Here is a 15887-nt window from a genome sequence, read left to right as displayed (position 1 = left end):
TAATTAAGCACCGTTTAGGGGTAAAAACTACCGTAATCGGTGTGCTGTTCATTAAAGACGCGGAACTAATTTAATGGCCCCTTTTACTACTTTCATATCTAGGGGCAATTTACTTAATAACATCATTTTAGGGTCATCCATATTTAATGTATAAACAGGGTTAACCGCTAAAAAGGCGTTCATAACGTCCATGGCCTCATTATCAAGTGCCGCTAAATTACCTTTAAAACCCCCTGCATCCACGCTTGAATCTAGTAGTTTAATATTGCGTAAAAACACGGCTTTTTTTTCACTGTCGTAAAACGGGCTTCCTTCTATTTGCAGCTTTAAGCGTACTGGGTATTTTAGGGCAAAAGCATTTACCTCAGCACTTGAATCAGCGCCTAGCACCACAACATCACGGTTATCAGGGCCTATATCTACACTTAAATCGTTTACATCAAACTGCACGGGCAAGCCCATTAAGCTCACCTTTTCGCTTAACTTAGGCAGCTGATTACCTAGTACACTTTCTACCTCTGAGCTGGTAAATGAATAAACAGACACGCCTTGTGTAGAATTACACGCACTTAAAAGTAATGTGGTTAAAAACAGTAATAAAATTCTCATGCTCACCTATATCCTCGTTTAATTATAAAAAAGCCGCTTTAACAGCGGCTTTTATCATGCAATCCCCGTATTTAATACAGGCAAATTACATATTATGCTGCGAAAATCGTTTTAATTTTAGCAAGTGTGTCAGGCTCAACTGAACCCTTACTGAGCGCTAATAACTGCTTCAAATAATAGTTTAAATCAGCATGCTCACCACGGTGTTTGTCATCAAGCATGGCGACTTGCTCTGCCATTCTAAGCGCTGCATTTTGCGAGCTTACATTAGCAAGAATTTCCATTCTTGTAATAAGTTGCTCACTACTTAGCGACGTTGCAAGTGGCGCTTGAAACTGACTTGGTAATACATCGTTATTTTCAAGTGCATCAATAAGTGCTTCAAAATTAGCGCGTTGTGCTTGGCTTGTAAGTAAAGCGAGCTTTTCTTCAATCGCACTTAATAATGCTGCAACTTTTGGCACCAGCGATTTATATTGTGCGTAGCCTTTTACTTTGGTTTCAAGGTCATGCAATTGGGCTTTTTGATTTACTTGCTCAAGGGCATTTTCTAGCTCGGCCAGTTCTATTGCTGCTTGTTTATCTGTTTCGTTTTGAGCCAGCTTTTGCTGCTCAAACTCACTGCTACGTTTGCTAAAAGTTTCATCGTTATATTGACGAAACTTTTGCCATAGCGCATTTTCAGCTTTTAAACCTGCAAAACCTATACTTTGCCACTGCTGTTGTAATTGCTTTAGCTCTTGGCATGCAGCTGCTAAATTTTCACTTTGCGAAAGCACTGAGGCACGCTCCACTAAGGCACTTTTTTGTGTAGCGTTATCTTTATGATACGCATTTAATATAGCAAATACAGTTTGTTGCTGTGCTTTAAAGCTTTCATTTAATACGCGGTATGTTTTAGGGTCAACTTTACCTACGCTGCGCCACGCTTTATTTAAACGGTTGTATTGGCTTTCAAATTGCTTCCAGTCAAAGCTTTCGACAGTGGTGTCTTGCTCGCTTAGTGTTTGCATGTTGTTTATCAGGGCTTGACGCTGAGCTTTTGCCGCTTCACGCGCCACTTCTTGCTCGGCAAAGTAACTACGACACGGTGCAAATAACAGCTCTATGTTGCTATCAAACTGCTCACCTTGTTGCTTTTCTTGCTCTGTATCTAAACGGCCAAGCTCGTTCCAACGCTTACGAAACGCTTTAACTTGCTCAGCACGCTGCTGTGGGTCGTCACACGGTTGGTCGACTAACGCTGCCACTTCTTCAAGTAAGGCTTCACGTTTTGGTGCTGCCGCGTATTTTTGCCAATCTTTTGCTTCTGCAAGTTGCGCTTCTAAATCGGCTTTTAAGTTTACAAGTGGCTGCTGAAATTGCGGTGTTAATTTATCAAACAACTCTTCAAAGCCTTTAAATACACCAAATGCAACATTAAAGCGACCTTGTTCAATAAGGCGCTTTACATCGCGGGCTTTTCGTTTGGCGGTGCTTTGATTTTTTTCAAGCGGTTTTGTCAGCTCACTCATTTGCGCTAAAAACTGCTTTTTGTGCGCATTTAATTGCGATTTAAAGTTTTGCTGCAATGCCCCATCTAGCACATTTAGGTGGCTACGAGTTTCTTTAAATGCGTTATTAAAACGAGTTAAAACATCGTCGTAATCGGCTAGCTGCTGCGCAGTCTCTATGCCTTTTAGCTCATCAAACGCAATTTTAAATTGCGCAATTGAGCTACTAAGCTCGGGTAATTTAGCTACTTGGTTGAATAGTTTTTCAAGCTTAATAATAACCTGCTTAGTTTGGGGATTATCGCCGTGCTGCGCATCGGTTAACGTCTGCTTAGCCTGTGCTACTTTTGCCTCTAGCCAATCTTGCTGAATTTGCTCAGGGGTTTCTAAACCTAACTGTAATGCATTTTCAATTTCTTCACTTAGCGCCTCTAACGTTGCCAGTGCAAGCAGTTGGCGCTGTTGCTCTGCTAAACGCTGCTGCTGTTGTTCGTGCTGTGCTTTTAATGTTGCAATATGTGCATCGAGTTTATCAGTAATGCTGATGTATTTTTTATCTAGCTCTTTAACGTGATCTTCGCTTAACCATTTAAGCTCAAGCCCTTGCCACTGCGCCATTAATTCGCCGGCTTGTGGGTTTACTATGGCGTAATCGTTTTTATCTCGCAGGGCGTTTAGCTTTGCTAAAATAACGCGCGTTGCGCTTTCTACCTGAGCAGGCATTTCAATCGCTAAACGCTCGTTTTCACTATGTTGCTCTAGCTGCTGCTTTGCATCACCCTTAGCATGTTTTACTAATGACTTAACAAGTTGATGCGTTATAACTAGCTCTACAAGTTGACTTTGAAGCTCTTCGCTACCTTCTTTGAATGCTTTTTCAATTAATTTAGGATTTGCTAAACGCTTTAAAAGTTTAACGCGTACTTGCAGCTCTTTCTCAGCAAAGGCAAGTTTTTCAAGCGTTTTAACTGGCGCAAAACGGTCTATATACTCACTTTTTATTTGTGTGCTCAGTGCGCTTTCGTTATTTAACACAGCATTTGAAATTTGAATTTCAGCTACATCTTTTAGCACCTGATCTTGTTTATAAGCTTTCCACCACAGTGCTAAGTTATTTACTTTTTGCAGTGCTTTACGGCGTATTTCGGCTGAATTATCTTCCAGTGCTAATGAACTTAAAATTGATGCGTCGCGCTCTACATCAAGTTTTTCAATAGCGTCTAGACGAACCTGTTGCTTTGGGTGTTTCCACTTAGGTGTAAAAAGGTGTTTAAAGATCATGTTCACTAAACCTAGCTATTTCGTTTTCAGATTTAAATTCTTTTTGTAATTGTGCTTTTGTCTTTTGGATCATTTCGCCATTAGCGCCAATAGTAAATTGCTCGTTCGATTGCGCTATTTTAGCTTGGTAAAGCATAACAAGTTGCACCGTTTGTTGCTTTTGCTCATCAGAAAGCGGCGTACCATCGGGCCATTTACCCGTTGAAGCACCATACTGTAAACGCTCAAATAATTCGGGGGTGATATTTTGTACAAGGTTGTCAATATTCATGTCATCTTTTCTTTTTTAGAGTCACTAAAATAACGCGGTTTACTAAATACCAAATACAGCCAATACCAATTGCAACTGTATAAGCGTACCACTCAAGGGTTTCTTTTGCGGGTTGTAAAAAGTACAAGCAAAAAAAGCCACCTAAAAATAGTATGAGTGCCAAGAAAGAATGGTTCATAAACATTTGCTGTTTTTTAATTCGCTGTTCGCGCTGAAGCTGTTGTACCTGCTCAGAGTTAAGTGCGCCAATGTTACTATTGCAATGTGGACATTGCTGATGTTTATCTGAAATTGATTTTGCACATTTGGGGCAATGAATAATCGCCATACTACTCTCCATACTACGCATAAAAAAAGCGCCTTGCGGCGCCTTTTATTGTACTTGTTTTATTGCTCGTTGTCTTTTTTGAATTTAACCCAGTAGTCATCTACGGATTGTTTCATTTCTTTACGCAATAACATAATGCCAAATAAGTTGGGCAAGGTCATAACGACAATTGCAACGGCAGCTAATTTCCACACTAAAGTAGTATCGGCAAACGACGCCCAAAAGAACGCCGCAACGTAAAATACGCGATACGGCATAACAGAGCGATTACCAAGTAAGTAAATCATGGCACGGTCACCGTAGTACGACCATGCAATAGCTGTAGAAAACGCGAATAACAATAAGCCTATCGATACTATGTATTGGCCACTATCGCCAAAGAAGCCACGTGTAAAGGCTTTAGTAGTCAGCTCTGCTGAATGCACTAACGATTTACCAATTAAACTTATGCTGTCATCCGTTGGCATACCGTTTTTAACCTCAACAATACCTGTGTATTTATGTTTTTCGGTAAGGCCAAAACGGATGTCTTCACCAATTGAGCGAGAATGTAATACGGTAAAGCCATTGCTTGTTGGCTCGCCATTAACCACATTAATATTGCCGTTAAATAGCTCTACCTTGCTCTCGTTACCATTTAGGTAATTGTATAGCTCTTGGCGCTGGGCTTCGTTAGTTTCTGAGTAGTCACCTTTAATAATGCTCATTGATGATCGTTCAAAATGCGTTTCGAATTTTTCGTTCCATACGCCAGACGATAAAATAACTAAGCCTGTTAATGTACAAATAATGATTGTATCGATAAACGGCTCTAAAATTGACACCATACCTTCAGACACTGGCTCATCTGCTTTTGCCGATGCGTGAGCAATGGGTGCTGAGCCTTGACCCGCCTCATTCGAGAACAAACCACGGTTAACACCTCTGTTAAATGCATACGCAAAAGATGCGCCTAAAAAGCCACCCGCTGCAGCAGAGCCAGTGAAAGCATCAACAAATATTGAGGCAAACGAAGGTCCAATGTTTTCTACATTGTAAAAAATAACCCCTAACGCACCCACAATGTAAATAACAGCCATAATGGGCACTACACGTGATGTAATTGCAGCAATACGTTTAATACCGCCTAAAATAACCAACGCCAGTAAAATAGATAACACAGCACCGGTTGCCATAGGGGCAAAACCAAATGTGGCTTCCATACCCTGCGCAATATTATTAATTTGTGGCAAGCTGCCTGTACCAAATGAACTAATTACAGTAGCAACAGCAAATAAAATAGCTAGCCACTTCATGTTTAAGCGTTTATCCATGTAATACATGGGACCGCCCGCCATGGTGCCGTCTTGTGTTTTTTCGCGGTATTTATGTGAAAGCGTAACTTCTACAAATTTGGTGGTCATACCAAAAAAAGCTGTCATCCACATCCAAAATAATGCTGCAGGGCCACCAATAGAAATAGCCAATGCCACCCCACCAATGTTACCTGTACCTACGGTACCAGAGAGCGCAGTAGCAAGTGCTTGAAAATGGGTTGTATCACCCTCGGTGCCTTTTTTATCAAACTTACCAGTAACCACTTTACACGCATGTTTGAAATAACGAATTTGTGGGAACTTTAAATAAATAGTAAAAAATAGACCAACACCTAAAAGCACGTAGGGGAACCACACTGCGCCCCCTAACATGCCATCTAGGCTATCTAAAAGTTGTCCGAATGCATCCACGCTAAATACCTCTTATTATTTTATTTGAGACTGTTGATTGTTTATTACTTATTGAGAGTTACGTAATACGATAACTAAGCTATTGCACACTTTTATTATTTGTTAATTTTGTAATAAAAAAGGGCAACATTTAATGTTGCCCCTACCTTATACTAATTTATCTTAATTTATCAACGACATTTACGATAGCCGCTAAAGTATCTTGACCAAATTGATACGAGCGGCGGTCTGACCAGCCGTAATCAGGGTCTGGTAAGTCGTTATTATCTTTAAACGGCATTTCAATTGTGTAAGTAAGTGCTTTAAACTCTTCTGCTGTTGCAGATGAGCCAACTGTTAAATTAGCTTTGCCCGGCTCGTCTTTATCGTAACCGTGCTCATCTTGAAACTCTGGCGTTATAGTAAGCAATGCTGCTTTAAAACTATCTTCTAGGTCTTTTAAGCGGTCATCGTAGCTTGGAATACCTTCACTGCCTGCCACAAAGTTATAAGGGATTGCTTCGTCGCCGTGAATATCTAAATGCATGTCTAGGCCAGTTTCGCGCATTTTATTAAGCACTAAATACACTTCTGGGCTATTTTCCATGCTAGGCGTTTGCCATTCACGGTTTAAGTTAACGCCTTTTGCGTTAGTACGAAGGTGACCACGTACGCTGCCATCTGGGTTCATGTTTGGTACTACATAAAACACAGCCTTTGATAATAGTGCTGCGGCATGCGGGTCTTCGTCATCTAGCAATTTGTGTAATAACCCTTCTACAAACCACTCTGCCATTGTTTCGCCAGGGTGTTGGCGTGCTGTGATCCAGATTGTTTTTTTATCTTCGCTAGGCTGACCAATTTTAAGCACGCTCATATCACGGCCATCAAGTGTTTCGCCTAATGTTTGTAGTTGGCAAAGCTCTTCGCTTTGTGCCCACGCTAATAAATCTAAATGACGCTCGTAGCTGTAAGGCGCAAAGTAAGCAAAGTAAACACTGCCGCACTCAGGCTCTAGCTCAAACGTAAGTGTGCCATTTTCGTAATTTGAAGGCACACGGAACCAGGTTTGACGGTCGTACGAGGCAACCGCTTGGTAACCTTCCCAGCCATCGGGGTAGGCTGATTTATCTAAATTATTAATGTTTAACTTATGCAATTGATAAGGTGTTGTTTCTAGGCGAAAGTGAAACCATTGATAAAATTCAGACTGGTGATCATTGTTAATTTCTAATTGAATATTTAGCGGATCGGTGGCTTCGATAACCTTTATGTTACCACTATCAAAATTGCTGCTGATTTTCATGAAAAAACCTTAAGGTAGAATAAGTTTATCTGCTTCACTTGCAGAACTGACACTATTTTATAAATAGTAAAATGCATAATTACGGGATAACCGCAGTACACATCTCAATAATTAAAGCCTACCACACAGGGTACACTTTAAAAATATTACGCGACTAAAAAAGCCAGCAAAAAAGCTGGCTTAGTATAATTGCGTTTATATTAGCGAGGTAAGCTTGGGAAAGCCACTTCTGCCATATCACGCATACAGCGTACTACTTGGCAGCTGTAACCAAATTCATTGTCGTACCATACGTATAAAACAACGCGGTTACCTTCAACAATGGTAGCTTGCGAATCAACCACACCCGCATAGCGGCTACCCACTAAATCGGTCGATACAATTTCAGTTGATGCGGTGTAGTCGATTTGGTCACGCAATTCTGAGTGCAATGCTGTTTCACGTAAAAACGCATTTAGCTCTTCTGTCGTTGTGCTGCTATCAAGGTTCAAGTTTAATATAGCTAGCGATACATTAGGAGTAGGCACACGAATCGCATTACCTGTTAGTTTACCTTCCAATTCTGGTAAGGCTTTAGATACTGCTTTAGCTGCACCTGTTTCGGTAATTACCATATTAAGCGCTGCGGCACGTCCACGGCGCTCTGCTTTGTGGTAGTTATCAATAAGGTTTTGATCGTTTGTGTAAGAGTGCACGGTTTCTACGTGGCCGTTATTAATACCAAACTTATCGTTCAATGCTTTTAGGGTTGGCGTAATCGCGTTGGTGGTACAGCTTGCTGCACATACAATTTTATCTTCAGGCTTAATGTCTTGGTTATTTACACCGTAAACAATATTTTTAATGTTGCCTTTAGCCGGTGCTGTTAATAATACTTTTGCAGCGCCTTTAGACTCTAAATGCTGACCAAGGCCCGCTTCGTCTTTCCAAATACCAGTATTATCTACAACAAGTGCATTTTCGATACCGTAAGCAGTGTAATCAACTTCGCTTGGCGAGTTAGCATAAATCACTTGGATGTAGCTACCATTGGCTTTAATTGCATTACGCTCTTTATCAATGGTAATTGAGCCATTAAATGGGCCATGAATTGAATCGCGACGTAATAAGCTTGCACGTTTTTCAAGGTCACCTTCTTTACCACCGCGCACTACAATTGCACGTAAACGTAAGTCGGCATAAGGGCCTGATTTTTCAATTAATAAGCGCGCTAGTAGACGCCCAATACGACCAAAACCGTAAAGCACTACATCACGCGGCTCTTTGGCTGGTGAGTCGGCTATCTCAGCTAATTCGTCTTTTACAAACTCATCAACTGTGCGGCCATTAGCAGCATCACTGTACAAATAGCTATAAGCCAGTTTACCAATATCAATACGTGCTGAATTTAACTCCATTTTGCTAATCGCTTCTAAAAACGGAAAGCTTTCGCGTAAACGTAATTTAGTGCCTTCAAATTGAGCTACAGTTTTATGTGATTTGATAATATCGATAGTACTGGCATTAACGAGAGGACGGCCATATACAGCGATTTCTATGCCACGGTTACGATAAAGCTTACCAATAATAGGTTGCATGCTTTCAGCGTAATCTTGACGTTCTTGCCAACTATTTGTGTATTCTAATTCGTGAGATGAGGTCATTTTATTTACCTAATTTAATCATTTTGAACGGATAGCCTATAAAAATGCATTCGATTTTGAGAGTAATGCACTTCAGGCAGGGCTATTCTAAGGTAATCTAAAGTTATTCTCTACTGTTAGCGCACAAATGATTGCGCTAGAATGGTAATGTATATATTCATTTGAGGTTAAGGAATGGTTTTAAGAGCAGGCACAATACTCACATTGCTCGCGTTAACAGGATGCGAAGAACCACTGACTCTCGCTCAGGTATGTAAGGAAACACCTGGCTTTTGTAGTGATTTAAATAAAGATAGCCATTGTAAAAATGAGCGTTCTGAGGTTATTTTAAAACGCTATATTGAATATAAAAAACCCACAGATGAAAACAAATACCAATTACTAAAAGGGTTTGAATCGTATAATCAATGTATTACTTTAGCCGCAAAAATTGAGCATATTAAACTAAAGTCTAAAACGACGTCGCGCATAGAAGGCCAACTTACTAGCATTAAAGAAATGACCCGCCTTTATCAAGACACAAAAAACACAAACCACCCTGGTTTGCTTTACTATCATTGGTCGCGTAACAATGAGCAAAATGCACTAACACGTTTGCTTGCAATGGAAAATGACGAAAGCGTCACCAATAGCGCAGAGATGCAGTTTTATCTTGCCTCTTATTACATTAAATTTGATGATGAAAAAACGATTGATCTGCTCTACAAAACGCTTGAGCTAAATAAACAAGGTCAACAACCTAACCCTGAAGTGTATACCTCGTTAATTAGCTTGTTTTATAAGCATGATAAATATAAACACGCTTACATTTTTTCGAAAGTGGCGCAAAGCGCGGGTATAGAAAATATAGATTTATTACCAATAGAGCACCAACTAATGAGTGATGGTAAAAATTTAGATGCACTCGATACACTTGCCCAACAAACGTATGAGCAAATACAAAACGGTGAGTTTGTATCGCCTCGAGAATTTTAGGTAAGCAAAACCCTGGCATTAACCATGTTTTAAAAACATGAAACCCTAAGGTTTTAAATAAAAAAGGCAGCTTTCGCTGCCCTTTTTTATTTTGCTTTGCTTGTACCCACTTCTACACGGGTTTTAAGCTTTTGACCTGGTCTAAAGGTCACCACGCGGCGCGCCGAAATAGGGATGTCTTCTCCTGTTTTCGGGTTTCGGCCTGGTCTTTCTTTTTTATCACGAAGATCAAAGTTACCAAATCCAGAGAGCTTAACCTGCTCGCCTTTTTCAAGCGCTGAGCGGATTTCTTCAAAAAACGCTTCAACTAAATCTTTGGCATCTTTTTTATTGATCCCGAGCTTTTCAAATAGGTGTTCAGCTATGTCGGCTTTAGTAAGCGCCATATCTAGTCCCTCAACGATGCATTAAACTTTTCGGCCAATGTGGCCACCACGTTATCAACTACCAGATTGATATCTTTCTCTTCGAGTGTTCTATCAACCGCCTGCAGTGTTAGAGCAATCGCCAAACTCTTATAATTTGGCTCAATACCTTTGCCCTTATACACATCGAATAAGTTTAGGTCAACCAATTGATTTCCGCCAACTTTTTCTATTGTGCTTAAAATATCACCTGAATTAACGCTGTCAGCCACTAAAATCGCGATGTCGCGGCGATTTGAAGGGAATTTTGAAACCCCTACAGCTTGCGGTAAATTTCTTTTTTCTATTGCAGACATTTCTATTTCAAATACAAAAGTTGCGTTATTGATATCTAACGATTTTTGCACCTGAGGGTGAAGAGCACCAAAAAATCCTACCTTTTTACCTTCAACATATATAACCGCTGATTGGCCTGGGTGTAAACCGTCTGACTGCTCAGCTTTAATTTCAAAACGGCTTGTATCGTTGGTGATTGCTAATAAGGCTTCAACATCACCTTTTAAATCGTAAAAATCAACGTTGCGTTTTTGCTCAACCCAATGCTCACCATGAGCAAGGCCTGTTATCACACCGCCAATTACAGGTATTTGCTGTAGGCCATTTTCTGCACTGTCGTCGCTAATAAATTTAAGGCCATGCTCAAATAAACGAATACGTGGTTGTTGACGGTTTTGATTATACGCAACCGATGCTAAAAGGCCTGGCATTAAGCTTACACGCATAGCCGACATTTCAATTGAAATTGGGTGCGGCAATATAAGCGGTGCACTTTGCGGGTGTATAATAGCTTGTGCTTTAGGGTCTACAAAGCTGTACGTGATTGCTTCTTGGTAACCACGTGTCACTAACGTATTACGAAACTTACTTAGCGCAATGGTTGACTCATCATGAGTAGTCATTTTTAACTTTGCAGTTGGGGCAACATTTGGAATACTGTTGTAACCATAAACACGCGCAACTTCTTCAATTAAGTCTTCTTCAATAGATATATCAAAACGGTAACTTGGTATATCAGCACTCCAGCTATCGTTTTCAAACTTAACGTCTAATCCTAAACGAGTTAGAATATCAGTCACTTTTGCATCGTCAATATGATGACCAATTACACGGTCTAAACGTGCACGACGTAGACGTACTTCAGTCACTTTTGGTAGTTTATCAGCAGCCACAGCTTCTACAACCGGTCCTGCTTCACCGCCAACAATATCAAGTAATAAAGCGGTTGCGCGCTCCATTGCATCATGTTGAAGGGTAAAATCAACACCACGCTCATAGCGGTGTGATGCATCGGTATGTAAGCCATAACTACGGGCTTGGCCTGCAATTGCTACCGGATTAAAAAACGCGCTTTCTAATAAAATATCAGCGGTTTTTTCTGTTACACCTGATTGCTCACCACCAAAAACACCAGCAATCGCCAGCGCTTTATTATCATCAGCTATCACAAGTGTTGATTCATTCAGTTTTGCAGTATTGCCATCAAGTAATACGAGTTCCTCGTCTGCACGAGCATTACGTACTTTAATACCCCCTTCAATTGCATTTAAATCAAATGCATGCATTGGGTGACCAAGTTCTAGTAATACATAGTTAGTAACATCAACAACAGGGTCGATTGAGCGAATACCACTACGGCGTAGTTTTTCAACCATCCAAAGTGGTGTTTCTGCATCAAGGCTAACGCCTTTAATTACACGCCCTAAGTAACGCGGACACGCATCAGCATTAACAAGCTCAATAGATACTTTATCGTCAATAGTGCCGCTAACAGCTGGAATTTGTAACTCGTTTACATCAACACTGTTTAATACACCGACCTCGCGTGCAAGACCTTTTATACCTAAGCAATCACCACGGTTTGGCGTTAAGTCAACATCAATTATGTTGTCATCTAGGCCTAAGTATTCGCGCAAGTCTGTACCAATTGGCGCATCGCTTGGCAATTCCATAATGCCATCGCCTTCTTCGCTAATACCTAGCTCAACAAAAGCACACAACATGCCATGAGATGGCTGACCGCGTAATTTTGCTTTTTTAATTTTAAAGTCGCCCGGTAAAACAGCGCCCACTGTTGCAACTGCTACTTTAATGCCTTGGCGACAGTTTGGCGCACCACACACAATATCAAGTAGCTCATCGCCACCTACATTGATTTTAGTAACGCGAAGTTTATCTGCATCTGGGTGCTGTGCACACTCTACTACTTCACCAACGACTACGCCGTTAAAGTCCGCTGCGGCGCTCTCAACTGCGTCAACCTCAAGGCCAGCCATAGAAAGCTGTTCCGAAAGAGCTTGCGTATCAATAGCAGGGTTTACCCACTCTCTTAACCACTTTTCACTAAATTTCATTTTATATTTTCACTCTTAACGGAACTGGTTTAGGAATTTTAAGTCATTTTCAAAAAATGCACGTAAGTCATTTACGCCATAGCGCAGCATGGTCAAGCGCTCTACGCCCATACCAAAAGCAAAACCGGTGTATTTTTCTGGGTCAATACCCACTGACTTAAGTACATTAGGGTGAACCATGCCACAACCTAATACTTCAAGCCATTTACCGTCTTTACCCATAACATCTACTTCAGCTGAAGGCTCTGTAAATGGGAAGAATGAAGGACGGAAACGAATTTCCATGTCTTCTTCAAAAAAGTTACGCAAAAAGTCGTGTAAAATACCTTTAAGCTCTGTGAAGCTTACGTCGGTATCAACCATTAAACCTTCTACCTGATGAAACATTGGGGTATGCGTTTGGTCGTAATCGTTACGATATACTCGACCAGGCGAGATAATTCGCAGTGGTGGCTGCTCTGTTTCCATAGTACGGATTTGCACACCACTTGTCTGCGTTCGCAGCACTAATTTAGGGTTGAAATAAAAGGTATCGTGATCAGCACGTGCGGGGTGATGCTCAGGAATATTTAGCGCATCAAAGTTATGAAAATCGTCTTCTACTTCTGGGCCTGATTTAACAGCAAAACCTAGTTCACCAAAAAAGCTTTCTATACGCTCGATTGTGCGCGTTACTGGGTGTAATCCACCGGTTGGCATTACGCGCCCTGGTAAAGTTACATCAATTGTTTCAGCCGCTAGCTTTTCTTCAAGCGCTTTACTTGCTAAAAGCTCACGCTTTTCGTTAATTGCTTGTTGTACATCTTGCTTTGCTTGGTTAATTACTTGGCCTGCTTCTTTGCGTTCTTCAGGCGCAATTTTACCCAGTGTTTTAAGTAAGCTTGTGATTTCGCCTTTTTTACCAAGGTAATTAACCCTGATCTCTTCTAGTTGCGCGATTTCACTGGCACTGGCAACAGCCTCAAGTGCTTGCGCTAAAATATTTTCTAAGTTCATTCGATACCTGATCTTTCAAAGAAGGTGATTACAATTTTGTTGAGTAATGATAACTGAAAGCAGGGTCTAGATTCTAGACCTACTACAGCTTTAACGTTGATTTTATGAAGGGAATTGTTAATTTTCGTTGTGCGGCCATTGATGCGTGATCTAATTTGTCTAATACGTCTAATAAAGCACGCATATCGCGGCTCAAGCGCGTTAATAAAAAGCGCGCGCATTCATCGCTTAGTTCAAGCCCACGCATATGCGCACGCTTAACAAGTGCTTGTGCTTTATCATCGTCGCTCATTGAACGAATTTGAAAAGTGGTTCCCCACTTTAAGCGAGACTCTAAGTCAGGTAAGCTAATATTTAACATATCGGGTAGTAAATCAGCCGTTACTACCAACATTTTACCGGGCTCGTTAAAGCGATTAAAAAAGTTAAAAAGGGCTTTTTCCCACGCATCATTACCAGCAACTAAGTGCACATCATCAATACATAATACGTCCAGAGCTTCTAAACCGTCTAGTACCATAGGGCCAAAGTCGATAACTTCGCGCATAGATAAAAGCATGTTCGACCAACCACGCTCTTGGGCTTGAATGCAGGTTGCGTACAACAAGTGAGACTTACCAGAGTCACCCAACCCGCACAAATAGGTGTATTGAAATTTATTGGCAACCTTTGAAAAGCTCGCCTTGAGATGATTTACCTCTAATGAGTCTTCCCCACCAAAGTAAGAAGCAAATGTTTCATCGTCAGGCAGGGTGACCGGCAGCGCCATTTGCATTGGCTCAGCGCTTAGCATTACTCACCGACCCATTGATACTCAAGACTATTTTTATCTACAACGTGGTAAAATGCACGTGGGTCGACATAGTCTTTAAATGCACTATCAAGCCCAAGGCCTTTTTTAAGATCTGCCACACTGCCAGTATGGTTAAGCTTAAACTCAACAAACTCTGGGGTTTTACGCATAATCGTTGCTTGCGTTACGACGCTCAAATTTTGTAAACGGCGTTTTGCAAGTTCAATGTCGACAAAGCTCTGAGTGCCTTTTAAGGTGAGCGTAGCCGCAGCTTGTTCATAATATGCATTAGGGTCAATAGCATATTCATTGGCTAAACCCAATGCTAAACTATCTATCATCTCGCCTACAATTTGTTGTTTATCACCCTCAAGTCGGTTTGAATCGAATAAGTCATCATTAGTGAAACGCCAGTCTAAAATCCAAGTTTCACTGTCAGGCTCTTGATACATTCTTGCCGTGATACTTCGCTCTGCACTATAACGTCGAGACGCCTCTTCAACAGGCCCTGAAAAGTTGCCCCACACCTCGGGGATCCCAACTAAACGTCTGTCTTGTAGATCCAATAGTGGTACTACCACGGGCAAACCACGCCGTCCAGCTTTGTCATATATAAGTTGCTCTAACTGAGGGTAACTTTCTTGCGTTACGAGCTCTCTACGCCAATTGTCTTCAATGCCTAACCAAATGGCAACCAGTGGTCGCTGAACACCCCAAAGAGGTAAATTTAATTCTTTAATTAGTTCATTAATTTTACGCGCTTCAAATTTAACGACTAAATTAAGTTGACCATTTGCTTTTTCATCATATTCAAATTTAAGCATGTAATTTGAAATATTTTTGGTACGCTGCTGAGCAAGCTTATTTTGATCAGCAGACTCATCACCGCTTACCTTTACTAAAACATTAAGTAATGCTTTACGGCTAGCGGCCAAACGCGTGTCTCGGCTTTTATCGTCTACTTTTAATATATCTTGATACAGATCAGTTACTTCAACTGCCGATACAGAGAAACAAAATATAAATGATATGGCACTAATTAATAATCTATACACTGGCTATTAGTTCTTGGTTTTAAACTATTTTGATCCTAAATCAAAGCCACTAACAAAGCAAAATTATATTTGTAATCTAGCTATGTTGAATAAATATTGTTTATCTTAAAGCTTAAATACAGAAACAAACTGCTACTTAGCTATATATAAAATGGATAGTTATTGGTGAGGCGAATAAAGAACTAGTCGGGCTTTCTTGTATTTGAGCTTGGCGAGGTCGTAGTGCCTATAGCGGTATAAAGCCAAAGTGAATGGAAAGTCATCATTGTTAAATGCTTTTAATAGTCAAAACACTGTTCACAAAGAAGCGCTGCGCTTAGGAGACGCAACGCTTTAGAGAAGAAAGTGCTGGATATAACTTTTCTTCAGACGTAAAAAGCCCGACTATTACTAGTCGGCTTCCTTATCTTTGAGCCTGGCGATGTCGTAGTACCCACAGCGGTGGAGAGTCACATAGCAAAGTACTCTTAATGTTTTTTTAATGGGATTCACTGGGCACTGTGGTGGTCGTCGCGTTCTTTTACCCGTGGGTTTCGTGATACTCAACCCACGCTACAAAGTACAGGTTGACGCTGTGCAGCTGATAACTGACGGCTGATAGCTAATATTTTCACTTTCTTACAGACGTAAAAAAGCCCGGCTCTTTCGAGTCGGG

13 protein-coding genes are annotated in these 15887 nt (G+C 40.8%); 1 reads left to right on the top strand and 12 read right to left on the bottom strand.

Annotated features, from left to right (window positions below):
- Window positions 1-51 precede the first annotated feature (51 nt).
- From AN389_RS17055 to AN389_RS17025, 7 genes are all read right to left on the bottom strand, one after another.
- The gene (locus AN389_RS17055) at window positions 52-609 is read right to left on the bottom strand and encodes a DUF1439 domain-containing protein (RefSeq protein ID WP_055016236.1); all 558 of its coding nucleotides are present in this window, start codon (window positions 607-609) and stop codon (window positions 52-54) included.
- A gap of 92 nt (window positions 610-701) precedes the next feature.
- Entirely contained in the window at window positions 702-3383 is a 2682-nt protein-coding gene (locus AN389_RS17050) for a DUF349 domain-containing protein (RefSeq protein WP_055020319.1), read from the bottom strand.
- A complete protein-coding gene (locus tag AN389_RS17045) occupies window positions 3373-3654 on the bottom strand; it encodes a YeaC family protein (RefSeq protein WP_004587239.1) in 282 nt (93 codons plus the stop codon). The genes AN389_RS17050 and AN389_RS17045 overlap by 11 nt, the downstream gene beginning before the upstream one ends.
- Window position 3655: 1 nt before the next feature.
- On the bottom strand, window positions 3656-3982 hold the full coding sequence (locus tag AN389_RS17040; RefSeq protein ID WP_055016234.1) for a hypothetical protein: 327 nt from the start codon (window positions 3980-3982) through the stop codon (window positions 3656-3658).
- Window positions 3983-4041: 59 nt separating this feature from the next.
- On the bottom strand, window positions 4042-5709 hold the full coding sequence (locus AN389_RS17035) for a sodium:alanine symporter family protein (RefSeq protein WP_055016233.1): 1668 nt from the start codon (window positions 5707-5709) through the stop codon (window positions 4042-4044).
- A 157-nt stretch (window positions 5710-5866) separates the two neighbouring features.
- The gene (locus AN389_RS17030; protein ID WP_055020318.1) at window positions 5867-6994 is read right to left on the bottom strand and encodes a M14-type cytosolic carboxypeptidase; all 1128 of its coding nucleotides are present in this window, start codon (window positions 6992-6994) and stop codon (window positions 5867-5869) included.
- Window positions 6995-7194: 200 nt separating this feature from the next.
- Window positions 7195-8637, bottom strand: a complete 1443-nt coding sequence (locus AN389_RS17025; protein WP_055016231.1) for a glyceraldehyde-3-phosphate dehydrogenase — start codon at window positions 8635-8637, stop codon at window positions 7195-7197.
- 174 nt (window positions 8638-8811) lie between these two features.
- Between AN389_RS17025 and AN389_RS17020 the strand changes: the two genes are divergently transcribed.
- On the top strand, window positions 8812-9612 hold the full coding sequence (locus AN389_RS17020; protein WP_055020317.1) for a DUF2989 domain-containing protein: 801 nt from the start codon (window positions 8812-8814) through the stop codon (window positions 9610-9612).
- Between the two features lie 86 nt (window positions 9613-9698).
- Here the strand turns inward: AN389_RS17020 and ihfA are convergent, their stop codons facing one another.
- The 5 genes from ihfA to AN389_RS16995 all read right to left on the bottom strand — a co-directional run bounded on the left by ihfA (window position 9699) and on the right by AN389_RS16995 (window position 15232).
- Entirely contained in the window at window positions 9699-9998 is a 300-nt protein-coding gene (gene ihfA / locus AN389_RS17015) for an integration host factor subunit alpha (protein ID WP_002960690.1), read from the bottom strand.
- Between the two features lie 2 nt (window positions 9999-10000).
- Window positions 10001-12388, bottom strand: a complete 2388-nt coding sequence (gene pheT / locus AN389_RS17010) for a phenylalanine--tRNA ligase subunit beta (protein ID WP_055016229.1) — start codon at window positions 12386-12388, stop codon at window positions 10001-10003.
- A gap of 15 nt (window positions 12389-12403) precedes the next feature.
- Window positions 12404-13384: a phenylalanine--tRNA ligase subunit alpha gene (gene pheS / locus AN389_RS17005; RefSeq protein ID WP_055016228.1), complete on the bottom strand. Its 981-nt coding sequence runs from the start codon at window positions 13382-13384 to the stop codon at window positions 12404-12406.
- 82 nt (window positions 13385-13466) lie between these two features.
- Window positions 13467-14177 carry a DnaA regulatory inactivator Hda gene (hda, locus tag AN389_RS17000; protein WP_171037686.1) on the bottom strand — a complete coding sequence of 237 codons (711 nt, stop codon included), beginning with the start codon at window positions 14175-14177 and terminating at the stop codon, window positions 13467-13469.
- Window positions 14177-15232, bottom strand: coding sequence for a DUF2066 domain-containing protein (locus AN389_RS16995; protein WP_055016227.1), 1056 nt, complete (start codon window positions 15230-15232; stop codon window positions 14177-14179). Before AN389_RS16995 ends, hda begins: the two co-directional genes overlap by 1 nt.
- Window positions 15233-15887 lie beyond the last annotated feature (655 nt).

Source organism: Pseudoalteromonas sp. P1-7a (genome assembly GCF_001401855.1).
GTDB lineage: Bacteria > Pseudomonadota > Gammaproteobacteria > Enterobacterales > Alteromonadaceae > Pseudoalteromonas.
This window is presented reverse-complemented; position numbering and strand designations above follow the sequence as displayed.

Coding starts and splice junctions, on each gene's coding strand:
- AN389_RS17040 (WP_055016234.1), bottom strand. CDS start 3,982: ATGGCGATTATTCATTGCCCCAAATGTGCAAAATCAATTTCAGATAAA.
- AN389_RS17030 (WP_055020318.1), bottom strand. CDS start 6,994: ATGAAAATCAGCAGCAATTTTGATAGTGGTAACATAAAGGTTATCGAA.
- pheS (WP_055016228.1), bottom strand. CDS start 13,384: ATGAACTTAGAAAATATTTTAGCGCAAGCACTTGAGGCTGTTGCCAGT.
- AN389_RS17020 (WP_055020317.1), top strand. CDS start 8,812: ATGGTTTTAAGAGCAGGCACAATACTCACATTGCTCGCGTTAACAGGA.
- AN389_RS17055 (WP_055016236.1), bottom strand. CDS start 609: ATGAGAATTTTATTACTGTTTTTAACCACATTACTTTTAAGTGCGTGT.
- pheT (WP_055016229.1), bottom strand. CDS start 12,388: ATGAAATTTAGTGAAAAGTGGTTAAGAGAGTGGGTAAACCCTGCTATT.
- hda (WP_171037686.1), bottom strand. CDS start 14,177: ATGCTAAGCGCTGAGCCAATGCAAATGGCGCTGCCGGTCACCCTGCCT.
- AN389_RS17045 (WP_004587239.1), bottom strand. CDS start 3,654: ATGAATATTGACAACCTTGTACAAAATATCACCCCCGAATTATTTGAG.
- ihfA (WP_002960690.1), bottom strand. CDS start 9,998: ATGGCGCTTACTAAAGCCGACATAGCTGAACACCTATTTGAAAAGCTC.
- AN389_RS17025 (WP_055016231.1), bottom strand. CDS start 8,637: ATGACCTCATCTCACGAATTAGAATACACAAATAGTTGGCAAGAACGT.
- AN389_RS17050 (WP_055020319.1), bottom strand. CDS start 3,383: ATGATCTTTAAACACCTTTTTACACCTAAGTGGAAACACCCAAAGCAA.